12 protein-coding genes and 2 pseudogenes are annotated in these 18,294 nt (G+C 69.2%); 7 read left to right on the top strand and 7 right to left on the bottom strand.

Annotation, left to right across the window (positions count from 1 at the left end):
- The first annotated feature begins 3 nt into the window (after window positions 1–3).
- The gene (locus ACF1CT_RS36755; RefSeq protein WP_391788388.1) at window positions 4–1,206 is read left to right on the top strand and encodes a hypothetical protein; all 1,203 of its coding nucleotides are present in this window, start codon (window positions 4–6) and stop codon (window positions 1,204–1,206) included.
- Window positions 1,207–1,535: 329 nt separating this feature from the next.
- Here ACF1CT_RS36755 and ACF1CT_RS36750 read toward each other — a convergent pair whose 3' ends face one another.
- From ACF1CT_RS36750 to ACF1CT_RS36725, 6 genes and pseudogenes are all read right to left on the bottom strand, one after another.
- Window positions 1,536–3,863: a TniQ family protein gene (locus tag ACF1CT_RS36750; protein WP_391788387.1), complete on the bottom strand. Its 2,328-nt coding sequence runs from the start codon at window positions 3,861–3,863 to the stop codon at window positions 1,536–1,538.
- Window positions 3,860–4,990 carry an AAA family ATPase gene (locus ACF1CT_RS36745; RefSeq protein ID WP_391788386.1) on the bottom strand — a complete coding sequence of 377 codons (1,131 nt, stop codon included), beginning with the start codon at window positions 4,988–4,990 and terminating at the stop codon, window positions 3,860–3,862. Before ACF1CT_RS36745 ends, ACF1CT_RS36750 begins: the two co-directional genes overlap by 4 nt.
- Window positions 4,987–7,116 carry a Mu transposase C-terminal domain-containing protein gene (locus ACF1CT_RS36740; protein WP_391788385.1) on the bottom strand — a complete coding sequence of 710 codons (2,130 nt, stop codon included), beginning with the start codon at window positions 7,114–7,116 and terminating at the stop codon, window positions 4,987–4,989. Before ACF1CT_RS36740 ends, ACF1CT_RS36745 begins: the two co-directional genes overlap by 4 nt.
- Entirely contained in the window at window positions 7,113–7,895 is a 783-nt protein-coding gene (locus tag ACF1CT_RS36735; RefSeq protein WP_391788384.1) for a TnsA-like heteromeric transposase endonuclease subunit, read from the bottom strand. The genes ACF1CT_RS36740 and ACF1CT_RS36735 overlap by 4 nt, the downstream gene beginning before the upstream one ends.
- 145 nt (window positions 7,896–8,040) lie before the next feature.
- A pseudogene (gene tap / locus ACF1CT_RS36730) lies at window positions 8,041–10,273 on the bottom strand (telomere-associated protein Tap).
- A gap of 138 nt (window positions 10,274–10,411) precedes the next feature.
- A complete protein-coding gene (locus ACF1CT_RS36725; RefSeq protein ID WP_391788383.1) occupies window positions 10,412–10,606 on the bottom strand; it encodes a hypothetical protein in 195 nt (64 codons plus the stop codon).
- A 2-nt stretch (window positions 10,607–10,608) separates the two neighbouring features.
- Here ACF1CT_RS36725 and ACF1CT_RS36720 point away from each other — a divergent pair, with 2 nt between their 5' ends.
- The 5 genes and pseudogenes from ACF1CT_RS36720 (at window position 10,609) to ACF1CT_RS36700 (ending at window position 15,963) form a co-directional block, all read left to right on the top strand.
- Window positions 10,609–10,932, top strand: a complete 324-nt coding sequence (locus ACF1CT_RS36720) for a Tn3 family transposase (protein WP_391788408.1) — start codon at window positions 10,609–10,611, stop codon at window positions 10,930–10,932.
- Between the two features lie 29 nt (window positions 10,933–10,961).
- A pseudogene (locus tag ACF1CT_RS36715) lies at window positions 10,962–11,709 on the top strand (Tn3 family transposase).
- A complete protein-coding gene (locus tag ACF1CT_RS36710; protein ID WP_391788382.1) occupies window positions 11,684–12,844 on the top strand; it encodes a tyrosine-type recombinase/integrase in 1,161 nt (386 codons plus the stop codon). The pseudogene ACF1CT_RS36715 and the gene ACF1CT_RS36710 overlap by 26 nt, the downstream one beginning before the upstream one ends.
- Entirely contained in the window at window positions 12,841–15,324 is a 2,484-nt protein-coding gene (locus ACF1CT_RS36705) for a tyrosine-type recombinase/integrase (protein WP_391788381.1), read from the top strand. The genes ACF1CT_RS36710 and ACF1CT_RS36705 overlap by 4 nt, the downstream gene beginning before the upstream one ends.
- 90 nt (window positions 15,325–15,414) lie before the next feature.
- Window positions 15,415–15,963 carry an SMI1/KNR4 family protein gene (locus ACF1CT_RS36700; RefSeq protein ID WP_391788380.1) on the top strand — a complete coding sequence of 183 codons (549 nt, stop codon included), beginning with the start codon at window positions 15,415–15,417 and terminating at the stop codon, window positions 15,961–15,963.
- Between the two features lie 10 nt (window positions 15,964–15,973).
- On the opposite strand, the gene ACF1CT_RS36695 is transcribed toward ACF1CT_RS36700, so the two are convergent.
- On the bottom strand, window positions 15,974–16,666 hold the full coding sequence (locus ACF1CT_RS36695) for a Tn3 family transposase (protein WP_391788379.1): 693 nt from the start codon (window positions 16,664–16,666) through the stop codon (window positions 15,974–15,976).
- Window positions 16,667–16,732: 66 nt separating this feature from the next.
- Here ACF1CT_RS36695 and ACF1CT_RS36690 point away from each other — a divergent pair, with 66 nt between their 5' ends.
- A complete protein-coding gene (locus ACF1CT_RS36690; protein ID WP_391788378.1) occupies window positions 16,733–17,719 on the top strand; it encodes a phosphotransferase family protein in 987 nt (328 codons plus the stop codon).
- Window positions 17,720–18,294 lie beyond the last annotated feature (575 nt).

Below are 18,294 nucleotides of genomic sequence, written 5' to 3'. Positions count from 1 at the left end.
CCCGTGCAGCGATTCGAACTGGCGGAATGGAAACGGAGCCCGCGCCTGACGGACCTGCGGCGCACGGTGGGAGATCTGCTGATGGAGGGACGACACCGTACGGCGTTGGACGAAGTCCTGCGCGGTCTGCGCCGTGATCCGGAGAACCTCGACGGGCTGTACGTGGCGCTCTCGGTGCTGACCACAAGCCGTACGGCGCGGCTGACGTCCCCCGAGCCCCTGACCGAGATGCAGCAGTGGAGTGCGTTGCTGGCGCCGGTCACGACGGCGTGCTCGGCCTGCGACACCCGCTGGTACTCGACGCACGCGATCCTGTTCGCCAACAACGACAAGTACTCCCTGCCGATGAACCCCGTTGGCATCCAATGCCAGAAGTGCCGGTACACGCTGTGCAGGGACTGTTTGAATGCAAGAAGACCGACCTCGTACACAGCTGACGTCGATGCGCCTGAGATCGTCGCGGGCTCCTGTGCGAACACCGCCTGCGACGGCCGGCGGCTGACCGTGCCGGTCCTCCCCACCGGCCGTCCCGGCGCAACACCCATGGATCCGGACGCGATCGAGGGCGTACTCGTCGTACGGGACGGCCCCATCCGTCCGACGACGGACGACGCCCTCGCCGTGGTCACCCGGTTCCTCCCCCTCCTCCCCGAAGACGCGCCCCTCCTCCACATCCGCGAGGCCCGCCCCGGCGCCATGAGCGACAACGCGGCCCGCGACGCGCTCGCCCGGTCCCTGCTGCTCGACCTGGAACGCGAAGGCGTGCTGGCCCCCGACTCCTGGGGGCGCTCCAGGCGCATGCACATCCTGGCCGGTCCCGAGGGGGACGGCGACTACCTGATCGTGCCGGTCCAGAGGAGTCTCCGGCGCCTGTCACCGGCCGCTCCGCACGCCGCGTCCGGCCCGGGCACGTACACCTACCTCCTGCAGATCCTGCCCCTTCGGGGGAGCTGGGCCACGCTGCGCGACCCGCGCACCGGAGACTTCCACGAGGGCACTTTCGGCGCCCTCTCGGCGACGGCCGAATCGCTCCCCGGCATCGCACAGGAAATCATCAAGCGCTTCGAACGCATGGGGCAGTCGCGTCGCGTCATGTTCTTCGAGGGCGACTGCACGCAGGAGCAGAGGCTCACCACGGACGACGTGTACGGCATCGTCACGGAAGGCAGCGCATCCCTTTCGCCGTACTCCGAGGGGGCAGAATGAGTCATACGGGAGGGTTCACCAGCTCTTCCCGGGGTCTCAACAACACAACCTAGCTGTGCTCGAGTTGGCCACTGCGGGTTCGGAGCCGATGCTCATCCGGGCGGCACTCGCAGATCCGGAGGATCCCGGAGGTGTATACATGCGACGCTCGAACGAGCTGGCCTCTTTCGTACGGTCTACAAAGGCTTGGGGCTCGGGCGGAGTGGTCACGCTCCGCCCGAGCCCCAAGCGATGGTCACCAGGTCCCCTCGTATTGGTCGCTTGCGTTGTCTCAACGTCGGTGAGCGCGACCGGGCGCATAGCTGCCCTGGCCTGTCGTCCATCAGGGTTCAGGGCCGACTGTTGTCGGCCAGATCGGCCCTCGTCCGGCGGCCGGGCAGGTCATGTCGTCGCCCCAGGTAGCTGACCATTCCGAGCGAGAAGCCGGTCTCCTCGGCAAGCTCACGGCAGGTGCGTCCGGCGGCCCGTTGATCGCGGAGCCAGTCGAGATCGATCTGGCGCCAACGGGTCGCTTTGCCCTCTCGGCTCATGCCGTACTCGCGGACCAGGACCTTGATGGCCTCCTCGTTCACGTCGACGTGCTTCGCGATCCACTTGAGCGGGCGGTACTCCTCAAGGTAGAGGCGGGCGAACCTGTCCCTGGGGAGCGCGGCCCGAGCACGGCGAATGGTCGCTCCTCTCACCCACATCGCGGATCTCTTGGGGGGTGCCGGCTGTTCCTGCAGGACGAAGCGGACCGCGTCATGGCTGACGCCCAAGCGGCGGGCCGCCCCTGCTGTCGTCAGGGATTCCTCCCGGATGAGGCGGTGCAGGAGGCCCAGATCGATGTCCCCGAGGTCGCACCCGGGCAGGTCGAGACCGTCGATGACGTCCGTCGGCGGCTGCCAGGTCAGCGGCTCGTCGTGGATGCCCTGCCCGGCGAGGAACTCGCGTGCGTGTTCTTCGAGTTGGCTCACCAGCGCGAGGGAGAGATCCGTTTCGAAGGTTCGCAGCATGGTCCGCAGTTCCGTGGTGGTGGGCGCGTAGGCGGCCGGAGCAGCGGTTGCCGGAAGTCCGCTGATCCGCTCGAACAGCAGCGCTCGGGCGAAGAGGTGCCGCCGCACACCGCCGGCCTCGAATTCGACATCGCGGCAGAGCCGTGTCCAGATGTCCAGAGGCAGCAGATCGCGGTAGTCCAACGCGCGGCGGCGGTCGTAGTCGATCGGTGATCCCTCCTGGTCGAGGTAGTCCGCCAGCGCATACAGACCGAGGCTGATCGCCTTGAAGTGCCCCCGCTTCGTGAGCCGTTGCGCCATGTGGGGACCGAGCCTGTCCTCCGCCGGGGACCGGAGGATCCGGGTCGCCGTGGTGAAGTCCCCTCGCGCGCCGCCGACGAGCAGCAGGTAGCACGACAGGGCCAGACGGAGGGTGCGCGACAGGGACCCGCTCACAGGGCTCAGCCGCACAGACCACGCCGGCCAGAGCTGCGTCGGGATCCAGCGGGCCCGCTGAGCGGTCCGGGCGGCCGCCGCAGCGCCGGGCCTGCGAGGCAGCCGGTCCGCGGTGCGGTAGCGCAGCTGGTCACTGTGTTTGAGCCGGGGCACCAGCGTCGCGATGTGGACCGCGTCGAAGACCTCGCTGGTGTGGTTCCACCGGTGTACGACCTTGAGGGGCATGGTGCCGTCGGCGTCGCGGATCAGGTGGCGCAGGGCGGCTCCGGCCGCATGGGCATTGTCGTGCCCGAGGATGTGCAGGGCCGCGCTGACCGCGAGGGCGGCGGTCGCGGCCGGCCGTGGGGCCAGACGTGCCGGACGGGTCTCCTCGGCGAGGTCGAAGGCCCGCGGTGTCTCGGGCCCGGGGTGCTGATGCGCCGACAGGACCTCAGGCGGGACGAAGTCCACCAGCCGCTCGGGGACGCGGCGAAGGAGGATGCAGGCCAGGGCCCGGAGGTCACCGAACAGCGCAAGACTGGGCTGGGGCTTGTCCTGGTAGACGCCGAAGTCGGCCTGCCCGGAGGCGATCGCGTTCTCGATGAGCTGCTGGGCCGCGATCACCGGTCCCCGCGCGGTGAGCTCGATGGCGTTGGCCTCCTCGAGCGGCTGACCGCAACGCGCTGCCCGCGAGGAGTCGCCCTGCACCGGGCTGTGGCACTGCCCCGGAACAAGCGGGTGCCGGGTGGTCGTGGGGAAGTGCCGTGGCGTACGGCTGCAGAGCGGGCAGGTGTCGACCAGCAGCAGGTAGTGGTCGAGGCAGGCGAAGGACCAGCCGAGTCTCCAGCTCAGCAGCCATCTGCCGCCGTTCTCGGCCAGGCAGGCCGGGCAGTAGCGGGAACCTCGTGCCCGTCCCCAGACATGCCGTGCCGCTACCCGGCGCCGCCCAGGATCGATCACGTGGACCCGCCGGTCGTAGTGGGCCAGGGTCATCGCGTGCATCTGCGCCGGGGTGACGCCGGCCGACCAGGCGGCTCTCGCCGCCTGGTCCTGATCGAGGAGGGTGACGAGGTGGCCCAGGATGCCCGAGCTCACCGGCCTGGACGGGCTGCGCGGCAGCAGGCCCATCGCCGACAGAACGTCGCCGGTGTTGGTGCCCAGCCGGTGGGCGATCGCCTCCCACCAGGAGTCGAGGGCCTCGCCCGGGTGCGGGGCCAGGCGGATCGGCAGGGTCCGCGCGTGCGTCACCGGTGAACCGCCTTGCGACGAGGCCGTCGGGAGCGCTGGCCCTTCAGGAGGTTGCGTACGTCGTCCTGGGCCAGGTGAGCCGCCTGGTCGATCTTGACGCGACTGAGCAGTTCCTCGTCGAGACGCTCGGCGCCGGTGCGGACGGCGCGCTGGCAGCCGCGGTTGATGAGGGTCATCAGCGAGCCGATGTGGCCGCTGGAGCGGATGAAGAGGTAGTCGAACAGGTCGTCGGCGAGCATTCCCCGGTACTTCTCCCTGAGCACCAGGCGCTTCTCCAGGGCCAGCAGCAACCGCCGCCACTCGGCGCCGCCCTGGTCGGTCTTGAGCTCGAAGGAGCGCATGTCCAGGCGGGTCGTGCGCCGGCCCGTCTGGGCCAGGACCGCGTTGTCGTAGGTCTCGCCCTCGGAGAACAGGCCACGCGCGGCCAGGCCGACGCCGACGAACAGCAAGGTGACCGGGAACTCGTTCGCGATGTACTTGAAGTGGTTGCTCACCTCGACACCGCCGGCCGCCCGCCAGCGAAGGAAGTGCAGATCGTCGACGATCAAGAGCTTCACATCACAGGAGAGCACGCAGTCCAGGGCGCGCTGGGCGAACTCCGCGGTGGTGCCGGTGGTGCGGCCGGGGTGGCCGAAGAACTCCAGCATCGCCCGGTTGAAGTCCTTCATCCCGGTGTTGCCGGTCAGGCCCACCCGGCAGACGGGGAGCCGTTCGTGCCCGCCCTCGGTGAACGCGCCGCCCTCGGCGATCTCCCGGCGGTGGAAGTCCCGGGCGAAGGCCAGCACCGCGGTGGTCTTGCCGAGCCCGGGGAAGGCGTCCACCGCGACGGCGCCCTTGGCCATGTCGCCGTCCTGCTGGTTGCTGTCGACGATGTCCCACAAGTCCTCGTGCAGTTCGGCCAGCTGCGGGGTGCGCAACGGACCGAGGTTCGCGTGCCACAGCCGCCGGGCCTTGTCGTACTCGGCCCGCGCCCGCTCGCCCAGCGCCACGTAGTCGCCGCGCGGCAGCAGTTCCGGCTGGATGCGCTGGGCGGCGTTCGCGAACGCCGCCCAGCCCTCCTTGCGGGACAGCGTCAGCGCATCCAGGCGGTGGGTATCGCCCGGCGTCCAGGTGCTCTCGCTGTTCACGCGTCCTCCAGGGCATCGGTGTAGAAGTCGCTGTCGTCTTTCAGCTCGACCGGCTCGGCGTCGTCGTCCACGTCGTCGTCGCCCGCCTCGGGTGCGGCCTCGGTCACGGACTGTGGCTCTGCCGCGTCGGTCAGTTCCATCAGGCGCCGCACGCTCGGCAGCGTGGCGACGCTCTCCTCGGCTTCTGGCAGGTCCAGGGCGGCCTGTTCCCGGGCGAGCCGCAGCGCCATCCTGCGTTCGACCAGCGAGGTGCCCAGGCCGAGGTTCCACCGCTGGAACAGGTCCCGGACCGCGGCCTTGTCGTCCGGGAAGCGGTCCCGGGCCGCGGCCAGGCGGCGCGCGAACTGCAGCGCTTCCTCGCTCACCGGCATGTCCCGGCCCGGCGCGTGTTCCCAGCCCAGCGCGTGCCACCGGCGATCGGTGGGATCGCGGAAGTAGACCGTGTTGATGTCGTCCGGGTTCACCGCGATCGGCCACTTGCCGTCCCGCTCATCGCTGAGCAGCCCGCGGTAGGGGTCCAGGGCCGGGCCGTTGTAGCGGCGCGCGTCGAGATCGATGCCATAGTGCTGGATCTTCCTGCGTTCCACCCGCAAGAACTCGAACGCCAGGTCCGGATCCCTCGGGACCTCGATGTATCCAGCCCTGTTCAGGCCGTGCTCGAACATCGCCGCCGGCGACATCCGCAGCCCCGGCACCCCCGGGTCGACCAGAGAGGTGTGTGGCCTCACGTGATACACGCAGGCCACCCACTCGCGAATGATCGCCTCAAGTTCGTGGAGGAAGAAGAACGCCTCCCCTTCCGGGCACTCGCCGCGCGAGTGCAGATCGGGCCCCTTGTAGCCGGGCAGGCCCTGCAGCAGGTCCTCGCGCAGGGTCAGAAAAAATCTCTCCAGCGGGCCCTTGTCCCGGCCCGTCCGCAGCCGGGCCGGCTGCACCGAGATCCCCAACCGGCGGCAGAAGCTGGTCAGATGCTCCGAGACGAACACCTTGCCGTGGTCGACCAGCACCGTCTCCGGCACCAGCGCGGGCGACGCCGCCGAGCGCATCGGCCCCTCCAGCGCCGTGGCCTCCACCAGCACCGACCGCGGGATGCCGTGCTCGGGCCAGACCGCGTGCGTCGGCCAGTCCTCCCCCGCGGGCCGGGGCCTGAACGCCTGGTAGAGGGCGACGCTGGCGTCCACCGCCTTCGTCGACACCGGCGTGATCCTGATCCCGCACACGCAGCGGGTATACCAGTCCATCGCGACCGTCAGCTCCGCCTGCAGCCACTGCAGCGTGACCCGGTCCAGCGCGAACACGTCCAGACGGTTGGTGTCCATCAGTAGGTACTCGCCCGGCCGGGTCGGCCGCAGCTTCCCGTAGACCCCGCCGGGCCTCGCGGCGATGTCCCGGTTCCGCTTCGTGGACAACCGGAACGTCGGATGACGCCGCTCCAAGTCCTCCAGGAGACGGTAGGCCGTCGCCCGGCTGGGCAGGTCCTCCTCCACGAACCCCCGGGCCAGCATGCGGGCCCGGGTCCGCTCGATGACCATCTTGCGCGACGGCTTGGACTGGCCCGTGTGCTCGACCATCACCTCCAGCGCCGACTCCGACCACACCTCCGCGTTCCGGTGCCCCGAACGCGGCCCGCTGCGGGCCGCCACCAGTCCCGCCTCACCGTCCCGGCGGAAGGCCGACACCCACCGCTTGACCGTACGCACGGCCACCCCCAGCTCGGCCGCCTTCGCCGCATACCGGCTCTCCAACGGCTCGCCCACCGTGTAGGCGGCACGGGGCTCCCCCTCGCCCGCCAACTCCTCGCTGCCGCTGCGGAACCCGGTCAGTACCTCCCTCACGTGCGCCGCCCGCTGCAGCACCTGTTCCCGCTCGCCGGCGTCCAGGCGGGCCAGTACCACCGCTGCCGTCTCCTGCGGGTCGTCGGCAGCAGGACCTGGCCCGTCCGGGATGATGCGGGCGCGGTCGGACAGCAGCAGTTCCTTGACGGCCAGGCGCAGCAGCCGACCCCGGCCGTCCTTGAGGACCACTTCGCCGCCCGCCTGCGTGCTGGCAAGCTCCACCACCTTGACGACCTCGCCGTCATAGGAGAAGCGACTCCCCACTCCCACGCGCACCGCAGCCCGGCTCACGACGCCGCCCTCAGCACGCTGCGAGCGCTCAGCGGAACGCTCAGATCGGTCAACCACTGCTGCTTCCACAACAGATGTAGGACCGCCGCCCGCACCAGCGGTGCCGGACGCTCCGGCAGGCAGGCGAACGCCTCACCCAGCGTGTCCCCGTCCCCCACCAGGTCACGTACCTCGTCGAGGATGACCGGATCAAACAACCGGTCCGGCGGCGGCTCCTCGTCCACCGCCTCGTCGCGTTCCTCATCGAGCAGGTCCGGCTCGAACAGCCAGTCGCGGCGGTAGCCCGCGAGGAACCGGATGTTGGCCAGCTCCGCCTCGGGCGGCTCGCTCCACACCTCGTAGCGCCAGCCTCGGGACTCAACCGCCTCCCGCGTCCAACCGAAGGTGAACGCGTGCTCCGGCCGGGCCACCCGGTGCTGCGGCTTGACGTCCACCACGAGCGGACCTGCCGCGGTGGCCAGCAGGTAGTCCGGGACGTGCCGGCGCAGCACACCGTCCACCTCGGCTCGCAGCAAGAAGGGCTGGGCCACGATCGCCGTCACGTCCTGGTCGAAGTCGGCGTAGAGCAGTCGCGCGAGCTCCAGCCGCGACTCGTAGATCACGTGGTCCGACTGCGTACTCGACCAGTACGAACCCGAGTAGTGCCTCTGCCCCATGTACCAGCGGAACGTCCGCCACGGCTCGGCCGCGTACAGCATCTCCAACGGCGCCGACTCCCAGGCGAGGCCCTCGCGCACCTCGTCCTCGGCGAGCCGAACGCACACCTCTACATCCACCATCCGCCCCCCAGTGCCCGTGTAACTGACCTTGATCCGCAGGACAGTTACACGGGCACTGGAGTACGAACGGACACACACCCTTTCGATCACTCGAAAGGGTGATCATTCCGGACCGGGAATCTCAGCGCCGCGTCATAAGTGCTATTCAGAGGTCATCACTCGCGAGAACGTGACGCAGATTCTGAGTACCTACATTGATGTACCGGGCCAAGTTGAGTTCCGGCGCCTTGAACCGCTCCCGGACTTCCTCGCCCCACAGCACCGACTGGGTGCCTTCCCACTTCACGAGGCCCGGGTTGACCCCGAGCTTGAAGCCGCCCGGGAGCGGCTTGCCCTCGCGGTAGGGCAGGAAGTCCAGCGGCGAGGGCCCGTCGGCCGCGTAGACGACGCAGTCGGACAGGATCGCGATGGGGTACTGCCCGGTGAAGGCGGCGTGGCGCACGATCTTGCGGTGCAGGTTGATCCGGGCCCGGGAGATGACCGCCGCCCGGATGTCCGGCCGCCACGTCGGCCGCGACAGGGCGCGCCACGGCTCGCCGGGCCGCCAGCCCTCGCCGCGCGGGCGTTCGCGGAGCTTGCCCAGGCCGCCCTTCACCGTGGCCTTGACCACGGAGACGACGAGTCCCAGCTCCGGGTCGCAGCCCTTGTAGCCGTCCATCGCCGCGAGGAAGTCGGCCGGGGCGAGGTCGGCCATCGTGGCGAGGTCGGCCATCGCGGCGAGGTAGGCGTCGCGCAGCCGGTTCTACCAGCCGTCCAGGTAGCGGCCGTTCTCGTAGCGCACCCACGCCTCCACCGGGCGCACCTCGTAGCCCAGCTCCACCGCGTACGCCACGGTCGGTGTCGCGTACCAGGCCGGGCCCTCGGGCCGCTCACCCTTCGGCGTGAACGGGGAGGGCAGCGAGCTGTCCAGCTCCACCCACTTGTCCTTGCCGACCTTCACCTTCGACAGGTCGACGTGGCTGAGGTCGACCAGCCAGGAGCCGGGCAGCTTCGGGTCGAGCACCGGGGACTTCATGTGCGTCGCCTCACCGAGGCCGACGTTCAAGCCGTTGACGCCGGCCGCGAAAGCCATGTTGACGTCGATGCCGACGAGGTGGCGCAGGGTGCACTCGGCGTCGGTCATCGGCCGCGCCCAGTCGTACGCCTCCTCGAACAGCTTCTCCGCCGGTCCGCGGACGTGGAAGCGGGGCAGGTCCTTGAGGACGGGGTGGCCGTCGGGGACTTCGCACGGCGGCCAGTTCATCGGGTCGATGGCGTCCTTGCCGAGCGAGCCGGGGCTGTGCTCGGAGTGCCGCTTGCCGTCGGCGTCCGGCTCGGAAGCGCGGGTCGGCGGGTGCAGGGCGGTCATCAGCTCCAGGCCGGTCACGGCGGTGGAGCCGCGCGGCGTCATCACGCGGGAGGCGTACACGCCCAGGACGCGGGCGAGTTCGGCTGGCGGGAGCTGCCCGGCCTCGCCCCGGTGCCGGGTGTCCAGCGCGTTCCACGACGGGATGCACAGCTGCACGCAGGCCCGCTCCGAGCCGGTCGCGGGCCGGTAGATCCTCGTCCACGGGCCGAAGCCGCGCTTGGTCAGCTTCCACTCCGCCCTGGCCAGCTGCTTGATGACCTTGTGGCCCTCGGGCAGGCGCCCGGCGAGGCGCTCCTCCTCCGTGAGCGTGACGGGCAGGCCGTAGCGCTCCAGCGCGGACGGAGTGAGGACGATCAGCGGGTCGGCGTCCTTGCCCGGCCCGGACAGCTTCGGCTGACCGAGCTTGGCCTCGCGCAGTGTCCAGTCCGCCAGGGCCGGGATGCTCTTGGCGGGCACGTCCAGGACCAGGCCGCCGGTACAGTACGCCAGCACCTTCCCGTCCTTGACGTCCAGCACCGCCAGCGGCCCGTTCTCGAACCTCGGGCCGGTGCCGCCTGCCGCGGTGTTCGCCGGGGGCCGCCTTCTTCGCGCCCGGACGGCGTGATGTCGACGTGCTCCTGGTGGTGCTCACCGGACGGCGAGCGGCGGCCGGGGCGACGGGGGCCGGGGCGGGGGTCTGGGTGTTCTCGGTTGCAGTCTTGACCGCAGCCTCGGGGGCTGGGCCTGTGGACAGAGTCGGCACTTCGGCCGGGGCGGGGGCGCCGGTGAATGTGCCGGGCACCGGGGCCGGGTAGAGCTCCGCGAGCTGCTTGAGCAGCCGCGCGTACGCCTCGCGCTCGGGGCCGCGCGGCTCGGTCAGCTTCTTCGTCGACTCCCAGGCGGACACCGTGGCCCGGCGCACCTTCAGTGCACCGGCGACGTCGTCCAGCGTCAGGCCGTACGCGGTGCGCAGCCGCTTGCGCTCCTCCGCCGACGGCAGCGGGGCGCGGGACGCGACCAGCGCGTCGACCGCGTCGAACATCTCGGGCATGGAACACTTCCTGACCCACACCTACCTCGTGAACCGTAAAGTTCGCGCACTTCTACCGTACAAACACCGTACGAACGTGTTCGGGGGAGGCAGGACGGGGCACAAGACGATGGGGATCTCGGCGTGAGCCGCAGGGCCTCAGGCCTTCGAGATGATCCGGGTGATGTCGAAGGGCACCTCCTCCGCCAGCCGGAGCAGCGGCTCCAGGGCGTCTTCGTACACCGGGTCGGTGTGGGGCGGGCAGTGCTGGGTCAGCAGGCAGCCGACGGCTTCGCCCTTGGTCCGCGGGTGGGCCGCGTTCTCGTCGGCGGCGAGCTCCAGGACCAGGTTCATCGATCTACGCCTACGGCACGAACACCGGGGTCAAGGCCGTCGCCTCCGGTGGCCACGGTCACGCTGAGGACGAACTGCGCCACATACGCCGGTATCTGACCCCGGAGACGGCCCGGCAGATCGCCATCGAGATTGCGAAGGCCACCTTCGCCGCCCGCAGCACCGGGTTGTGGGGCCAGGGCTCAACCGCCGTCGCCTCCGACTCCACGCACGTGCGCGCCTACGACCAGAACCTATTCACTGAGTGGCACTCGCGCTACGGCGGGCGCGGGGTGCTTATCTACTGGCACGTGGAGAAGAAGTCCCTGACCATCCACCCCAGTTGATCAACTGCACGGCCTCCGAGGTCGCCGCGATGATCGAGGGCGCGATGCGACACGGCACCACCATGGACGTGGAAGCGAACTACACGAACTCGCATGGCCAGTCGGAAATCGGGTTCGGTATCACGAGACCGCTGAACTTCGACCTACTGCCCAGGATCAAGCGGATCAACAAGGTCAAGCTGTACCGGCCGGTGGTCGGCGAGCCGGACGCCTACCCGCAGCTGACCCGCCCGATCCGCTGGGAACTCATCGCCCAGCAGTACGACCAGGTGATCAAGTACGCCACGGCGATCCGGACCCGCAGCGCGTCCACCGAGGCGATCCTGCGGCGATTCACCCGCAACGCCTCCCACCCCCACCTACGCGGCGATGCTGGAGGTCGGCCGCGCCCAGAAGACCATCTTCGTGGCCCGCTATCTGCGGCTGCGGGACCTCCAACGGGAGATCGAGGAAGGCTTGAACGTCATGGAGTCCTCCAACGGCGCCAACTCCGTGATCGCCTACGGCAAGGGCGGAGAGATCGCCTCCAACCGGCGCGACGAGCAGGAGATGTTCGTGTTGTGCCTGCGCATCCTCCAGTCCGCCCTGGTGTACGTGTTGACTGAACTACCGGGAGAGTTTGCCCAGTTCAGCGGACAGCCCGTGAAGCGGGTGACTATGGTCCCGCCCCATGGTCGAGAGAGATGGGCAGGGCCGAGATCTGCGCTCGTTGGTGGTACCGCGGGTCGGGTCGCTCCTGGAGACCGGCGATGTGTGGGAGCCGTACCGGCTGCTTGATCCCGCCGGGACGGTCGTCGAGCCGGTCGCGGTGTACCTGAAGGACCTGCAGGGCATCGGACGGCCCGCGACGACGCAGCGTTCGTACGGGATGGATCTGCTGCGCTGGTTCCGGTTTCTGTGGGCGATCCGGATGCGCTGGGATCAGGCGACCCGGGAGGAGGCACGGGACTTCTCCCGCTGGATCCAGCTCAGCGACAAGCCGAGACGGCCCGGCGCCACCGCCGCGTCGGCGATTCCGAATCCGGTGACGGGGAAGGCGGGACCGGGCCGCAAGTACGCGCCGACCACCCGTGGCCACAGCGAGAGCGTGCTGCGTGGCTTCTACGACTTCCACAGCGATGCCGGGTCGGGGCCGATGGTCAATCCGTTCCCGCTGGCCCGACGCGGAGGCAGGGCCCATGCCCACCACAACCCGATGGACCTCTACCGCAACGAGCGGTCAGGTCTGTATCGCCCTCGTCATGTTCAGCGGGTGCCGCGCAGTATCCCGGACGAGAAGTTCAACGAACTGTTCGCTCAGCTCGGCTCGCACAGGGACCGCGCCCTGGTGGCCTTCTGGGTGTCCACCGGTGCGCGGGCTTCGGAGCTGCTGGGCGCCCGCTACGGCGATGCCGACCCCGGCCAGCAGCTGATCACCGTGGTCCGCAAGGGCACGCGGGCCATCCAACAGCTGCCGGCCTCGCCGGACGCCTTCGTCTGGCTCCGGCTCTACCAGGCACAGATGCACGGCCTGGCGCCCGCGGGTATCGACGATCCGCTGTGGTGGACCCTACGGAGGCCCTTCCGTGAACTCGGCTATCACGCCGCCTACCGGATGCTCAGCCGAGCGAACGCAGCCCTCGGGGCCAACTGGTCGTTGCATGATCTGCGGCACACCGCGGCCTACCGAATGGCTCGTGACCCCGACATGTCGCTCACCGATGTGCAGTGGGTCCTTGGCCACGCTCATCTGAGTACCACTCAGCTATACCTGACGCCACTCACCGAGGACGTGATTGCGGAAGTGCTCGCGCACCACGCCCGCAGGTCAGCAGCCGTTTCCACAGCGACAACCGTACAGAACGACGGGCCGTCGGCGCTGTCGTATCGGCCGGAAGCGCTGAACATCCTGTTCGGGGAGGGAACCGCGTGACCACGCAGGTGCCGACCAGGGCACGCTCCGCATCGCGGCAGCTCAGCCCTGAGATGGCAGCGATGCTGAAGAGCTTCCCGCCCCGCGGTCCCGAACAGCGCTGGGAGGCCACCGAGCAGTCACGTGAACAGGTGGTGGAACGACTGCTCGCGCCGCCGTTCGTGCTGGCGTCCTCGGCCTCCCAGTCCCGCCGCAGGACCGGTCTGACCAAGACGTTGGCGTGGTTGGAGCGGTTTCCCGGGAAGACCTGGCAGGGCCGCTGGAACGCCAGCGGCGCGGACGCGGCCGGCAACATCGCCTGGCGGCGCATGGCCGTCTCCTGGCTCCAGTCCACCGGCTGGTCCTACCAGAACCCGAAGAAGGACTTCGACGCCTTGGGCAGCGGCATCCTGACGCTGATCAGCGGCGATGTCATCCGGCCCAGCCTGTCGTGGCTGCTGACTCCGGGGACGGTGCAGATTCTGACCGCTGAGATGGCACGCAGCCGCGACCCGGAAGGGTTCGCCGCCCTGACGGCCGTCTGCCGGAGTGACCCCGCCAACACCCACACCAAGGACGGTGCACTGCGGCGGATCGCCACCGTCATGGCCGCGAAGGGCGGCCAAGTCCGAGACATCACGGTCGGGGACTGCCTGGAGCTGGCGGACCTCCTGCTCAGCATGGGCAGCCGCAACGTCGACACGAGCGTGTACTTCTACCAGATGCTGCACGCCACGGGCGCCTTCCCGGCCGCGGCCCCGGCGACGGTGCGGGTCTTCAACCCCAAGAACCAGGGGCAGATCAGCATCGAGCAGATGATCGACCGTTACGGCATCGCCTGTCGACCGATTCGGGACCTGTTGGTGGACTACCTGCGAGAACGCTCTCTCTCGCTCGACTACACCTCGCTGCGGGCGGTGGCCTTCGGCCTGGGCAAGCTGTTCTGGAGAGACCTGGAGGACCACCACCCGGGGATCGACTCCCTGCGCCTGGCGCCGGATGCCGCCGCGGGATGGAAACAGCGGGTCGCGATGAAGACGATCCGCAGCAAGACCGCCGCCGGCGACGTCGTCGAGACGCAGGTTCCACGCGCCGACCGCGGCATCAACTACCTCGCCATGGTACGAGCCTTCTACCTCGACCTCGCCCAGTGGGCCATGGACGATCCCGCGCGCTGGGGCATCTGGGCGGCCCCCTGCCCCATCCGCGAGGAGGAGATGTCGCGCAAGAAAGAACGGTCCGGCCGCAAATCGCGCATGGATCAGCGGACACGCGAGCGGCTACCCGTCCTCCCGCTCCTGACGCAGACAGTCGACACTGAACGCCGCCGGGCCGCTGAACGGCTGGAAGCCGCACAGACCACCACTCCGGGAGCTGACTTCACCGCAGCCGGTCAGCGCTGGCACCGGCCGGTCACCAAGAACCCCACGGCCAAGGTCTGGGCCAAGGACCCCGAGACCGGGAAACGCATCGACCTCACGCTGGAGGAGCATCGGGCGTTCTGGTCCTGGGCGATCGTCGAAGTCCTGCGGCACACCGGGATCCGCGTCGAGGAGCTGACCGAGCTCTCCCACCACAGCCTTGTCCAATACCGGCTGCCCAGCACGGGCGAGCTCATCCCGCTCCTGCACATCGCCCCGTCCAAGACCGATACCGAGCGCCTGCTCGTCATCTCCCCGGAGCTCGCGGACGTTCTCAGCACGATCATCAGCCGCGTCCGCGACGCGAACAGCGCCGTCCCGCTCGTTGTCTCCTACGACAACCACGAACGCGTCTGGAACCCGCCGATGCCGCTGTTGTTCCAGCGCCACATCGGCGTGGAGAACCGGCCGATCCCGGCTGCCGGGATCAGGGACATGCTCAACGACGCGCTCGCCCGCACCGGTCTTACCGACGCCACCAGCCGACCGCTGACCTTCAGCCCCCATGACTTCCGGAGGCTGTTCATCACGGACACGATCATGAACGGAATGCCGCCCCAAATCGCCCAACTCGTGGTAGGCCACGGCGACATCAACACCACCATGGGCTACAAGGCGGTCTATCCCGAGGAGGTCATCAACGGCCACCGGGCCTTCATCGCCCGCCGCCGCACCACCCGCCCCAGCGAGGAATACCGAACCCCGACCGACGAGGAGTGGGAGGAGTTCCTCGGCCACTTCGAACGCCGCCGGGTAGCCTTGGGCGACTACGGCCGAGCCTACGGGACCGGTTGCGTCCATGAGCACAGCTGCCTCAGATGCAGCCTGCTGCGGCCCGATCCCGACCAACGCCAGCGCATCGTGGCCATCCGCGACAACCTGGTCGACCGGATCGCAGAGGCCGAGAAGGAGGGCTGGCCCGGTGAGGTCGAAGGGCTCAAGGTCAGCCTTGCCGGAGCCGTGCAGAAACTCGCCCAGCTCGACGAGCGGGACCGCCGGGGCACCACCGTCAACCTCGGCATGCCCACCTTCTGCGACATCGCGGGCCGAACCGTCACCGCAGCCAGGGATATTTCATGACACCCTCCGCCGACCGGCCCCAACCGGCTCTGAGCGGCGGTCCGCCCACCCGGCTGAGAGTCTGTCGGACCTGTCGGTGAAGATGCGAGCGTGAAGAACTTCGACCAGCTGCTCGGACGGGTCGTCGCCGAGGCGGCCCAGAGTGATCGAATCCAGCCCCCGATCTCCGAGGAGGAACTGGAGAAGGCCGAGCAGCTGCTCGGTTTTCACCTGCACCCTCTTCTGGCCGCGCTCTACCGGAACGTGGGCAACGGCGGCTTCGGCCCCATGGACTCCTTGCTTTCTCTCCTCGACCCGCACCCGGACGATGAGGACTCCGTGGTTCAGAGCTATCTGGGGAGGATCCCGCCCGAGGGAACAGACACCTGGTGGTCGTGGCCCAAGGGGGTCCTACCGATCCTGGACTGGGGCTGCGCCATGTTCGCGTGCGTCGACTGCCGCAGCGAGGACGGAACAGTCCTCCTCTTCGACCCGAACGCGATCAGCGGCCAGGACCTCTCCCGCGCATGGTTCGTGGATGCGGGCAGCCTCGCCGAGTGGCTCGAGACCTGGCTGGCGGGCCAGGGCTGGTACGAAGAGAACGCCGTGGACGGAGACTTCGACATGGCCCTGTGGACCGACGCTTCCTCGCGGTTGTAGCCGGTCCTCTTCACAGGCGCGCGAAGGCCTGTTCCTCGTCGAAGTGAGACGCGGTGTCGCAGGCAGTGGTGAAGCTGGCCGAGCATCCGGTTGAACAGGTTCCGCAGGGCGGAGGCATGCCAGTCCGGGGAAGTTCAGAGAATACGAAGACGAGCGCCGTTTGCAGGAGATGGAGCGCGAGAGCGGACAGTTCCTGCTGGTCACAGCGGTTGCTGCTGAGCTCGCCGCTCTTGCCGGAGAAGATGATGTCGTTGGCGCCGTTCCAGCCTTCGACGACGTTGAGGCCCTCCTGGATCTCGCGCTGGAGGTCGCGGTCGCGCAGGTAGCGGGCGACGAAGATGGTCTTTGGGGCTTTGCCGACTTCAAGCATGGCCTGGTAGACGGGGTGGGAGGCGGTGCGGGTGAACCGGCGCAGGATGGCCTCGGTGGAGGCGGTGCCGACCCGGATCGCGGTGGCGTACTTGATGAGCTGGTCGTAGTTGTTCTTGCTGACGTCCCAGCGGATCGGGCGGGTCATCGCGTCGGCCAGGCGCTCGTAGGTGTCCTCGTCCTCGCGGCCGGGGCGGTACAGCTTGACCTTGTTGATCTGCTTGATGCGGGGCAGCAGGTCGCCCGAACGGGGCTGCCACCGGACATCTGCGGGTGCCGCGGCGGTGGATCGTTGACCGGGGTGAGGCGCCGGGCTCGGGGAGGGTCTGGCCAAGCGTGAGGAGGGGGTTGTGGCACATTCGTTAGGTGTGTCGCTGGCCGAGGGGGCATCCTGATCCGCATGGGCTTCCAGCCGGTTGAGCGCGCTTCGGAGGCGTTCCAGCAGTCACTGACCGAGAAGGAGATCGGGGAGATCTGCCAGCGGGCCTTCGGAGGCGCCGCCACGCCGGTGTCCGCGGTCGAGTTGGGCACGGGTATGTACAGCAACGTCTACCGCGTGGATCTGGCCGGTCGGGAACAGCCGGTGGTCTTGCGGATCGCGCCGGAGGAGGAACGGCAGTTCCGCAGCGAACGGCACATGATGCGGAACGAGTTCGCGAGCCTGCCGTGGCTGGCGGTCATCGCGCCGCTGATGCCGCAGGTGCTCGCCGCGGACTGGTCGCACGAGGTGATCGGCCGGGACTGGATGATCCAGACCCACCTGGACGGCGTCCCGGCCCCGGAGCACCTGGGCGCGTATCCGCGTACGGCGTGGCCGGTGTTCTTCCGGCAGATGGGTGCCATTGCCCGCTCCGTGCACGATGTGCGCGGTCCGCACTTCGGGCCCGTCGGCGGTCCGGGGTACGGGTCGTGGAGTGAGGCGGTGATCGTGTCGCTGGAGGAGATCGCCGCAGATCTGGAAGGTGTCGGTCTGGACGCGGGCGATGTGTGCAAGGCCGCCGAGGTCGCCGCGCGTGGCCGGGCGGTGCTCGACGAGGTCACCGTGCCGAGGCTGCTGGCTGGAGACCTGTGGACGGTCAACGCGCTGCTGGCTCCGAAGGCCCCTGAGCCGTTGATCACCGGGGTGCTGGACTTCGACCGCACGTGGTTCGGTGACCCGGCCGCTGACTGGACCATCCGTATGGCGACGGCCAAGGAGGACGAGCGGACCGCGTTCTGGCAGTCCTACGGCGCTCTGGACCGCTCGCCCGCCGGAATGTGGCGAGCGAGGGTCTATGAGGCCCGGCACCTGGGCGCGATCCGGCTTGAGCGACACCGGCTGGGGAAGGCCGACGCGGTCCGTGAGAGCTACGGCGCGCTGGCCGAGGTGCTCTCCGGCCTGGCCTGACTGGCTGTCTGCTGCCTGAGTCAATCGAGCGGGTGGACCAGGCATGCCGTCCGGCAGTGGTTTCGGCGATGTTCTGGGCGGCCGGTAGCTCGGTGACGAACGAATCGTAGGTCTGGGTGTAGGCGCGCAGGTCGATGTCGTGCAGGAGCACGGGCGGTCTGGGCAGCAGATGAGTGCCTACTGCGACGAGGAAGGTGCGGATCGTCGCGTCGGCGCCTCGTTTCTTGCGAGGGGCCTGACAGAGGAGGTATGCCGCCAGGCTCCAGGCGGTCAGTGCGTCGGCTGGGGTGGCATGCTCCAGAGCGAGCAGGATCATGGACTGTTGGAAGATTGCCCGGCGGGCTGCCTCGGGCGCGCTGGAGAGGCAGATCAGGTGTCCGCTGGTGGCGATGCGGGAAACATCACCGCCCCTCGCCGAGATACGGGCGGCCATTTCGGCTGCCGCCCGGCGGGCGGCACTGGTCGGGGGGGGGGGGGGGGGGGGGGCCCCCCCCCCCCCCCCCCCCCCAACCACCCCCCGGCCCCCCCCCCCCCCCCCCCCGGGGGGGGGGCCCCCCCGCGCCCACACGCCCCAC

This window comes from Streptomyces sp. NPDC014734 (assembly GCF_043083325.1).
Classification (GTDB): domain Bacteria; phylum Actinomycetota; class Actinomycetes; order Streptomycetales; family Streptomycetaceae; genus Streptomyces.
Note: the sequence above shows the minus strand (reverse complement) of the source record. Positions and strands in the feature narration are given on the sequence as shown.

Bases quoted from the DNA above. Each gene is read 5' to 3' on its own strand.
- ACF1CT_RS36690 (WP_391788378.1), top strand. From the start codon at position 16,733: ATGGGCTTCCAGCCGGTTGAGCGCGCTTCGGAGGCGTTCCAGCAGTCA.
- ACF1CT_RS36725 (WP_391788383.1), bottom strand. From the start codon at position 10,606: ATGAACCTGGTCCTGGAGCTCGCCGCCGACGAGAACGCGGCCCACCCG.
- ACF1CT_RS36735 (WP_391788384.1), bottom strand. From the start codon at position 7,895: ATGGTGGATGTAGAGGTGTGCGTTCGGCTCGCCGAGGACGAGGTGCGC.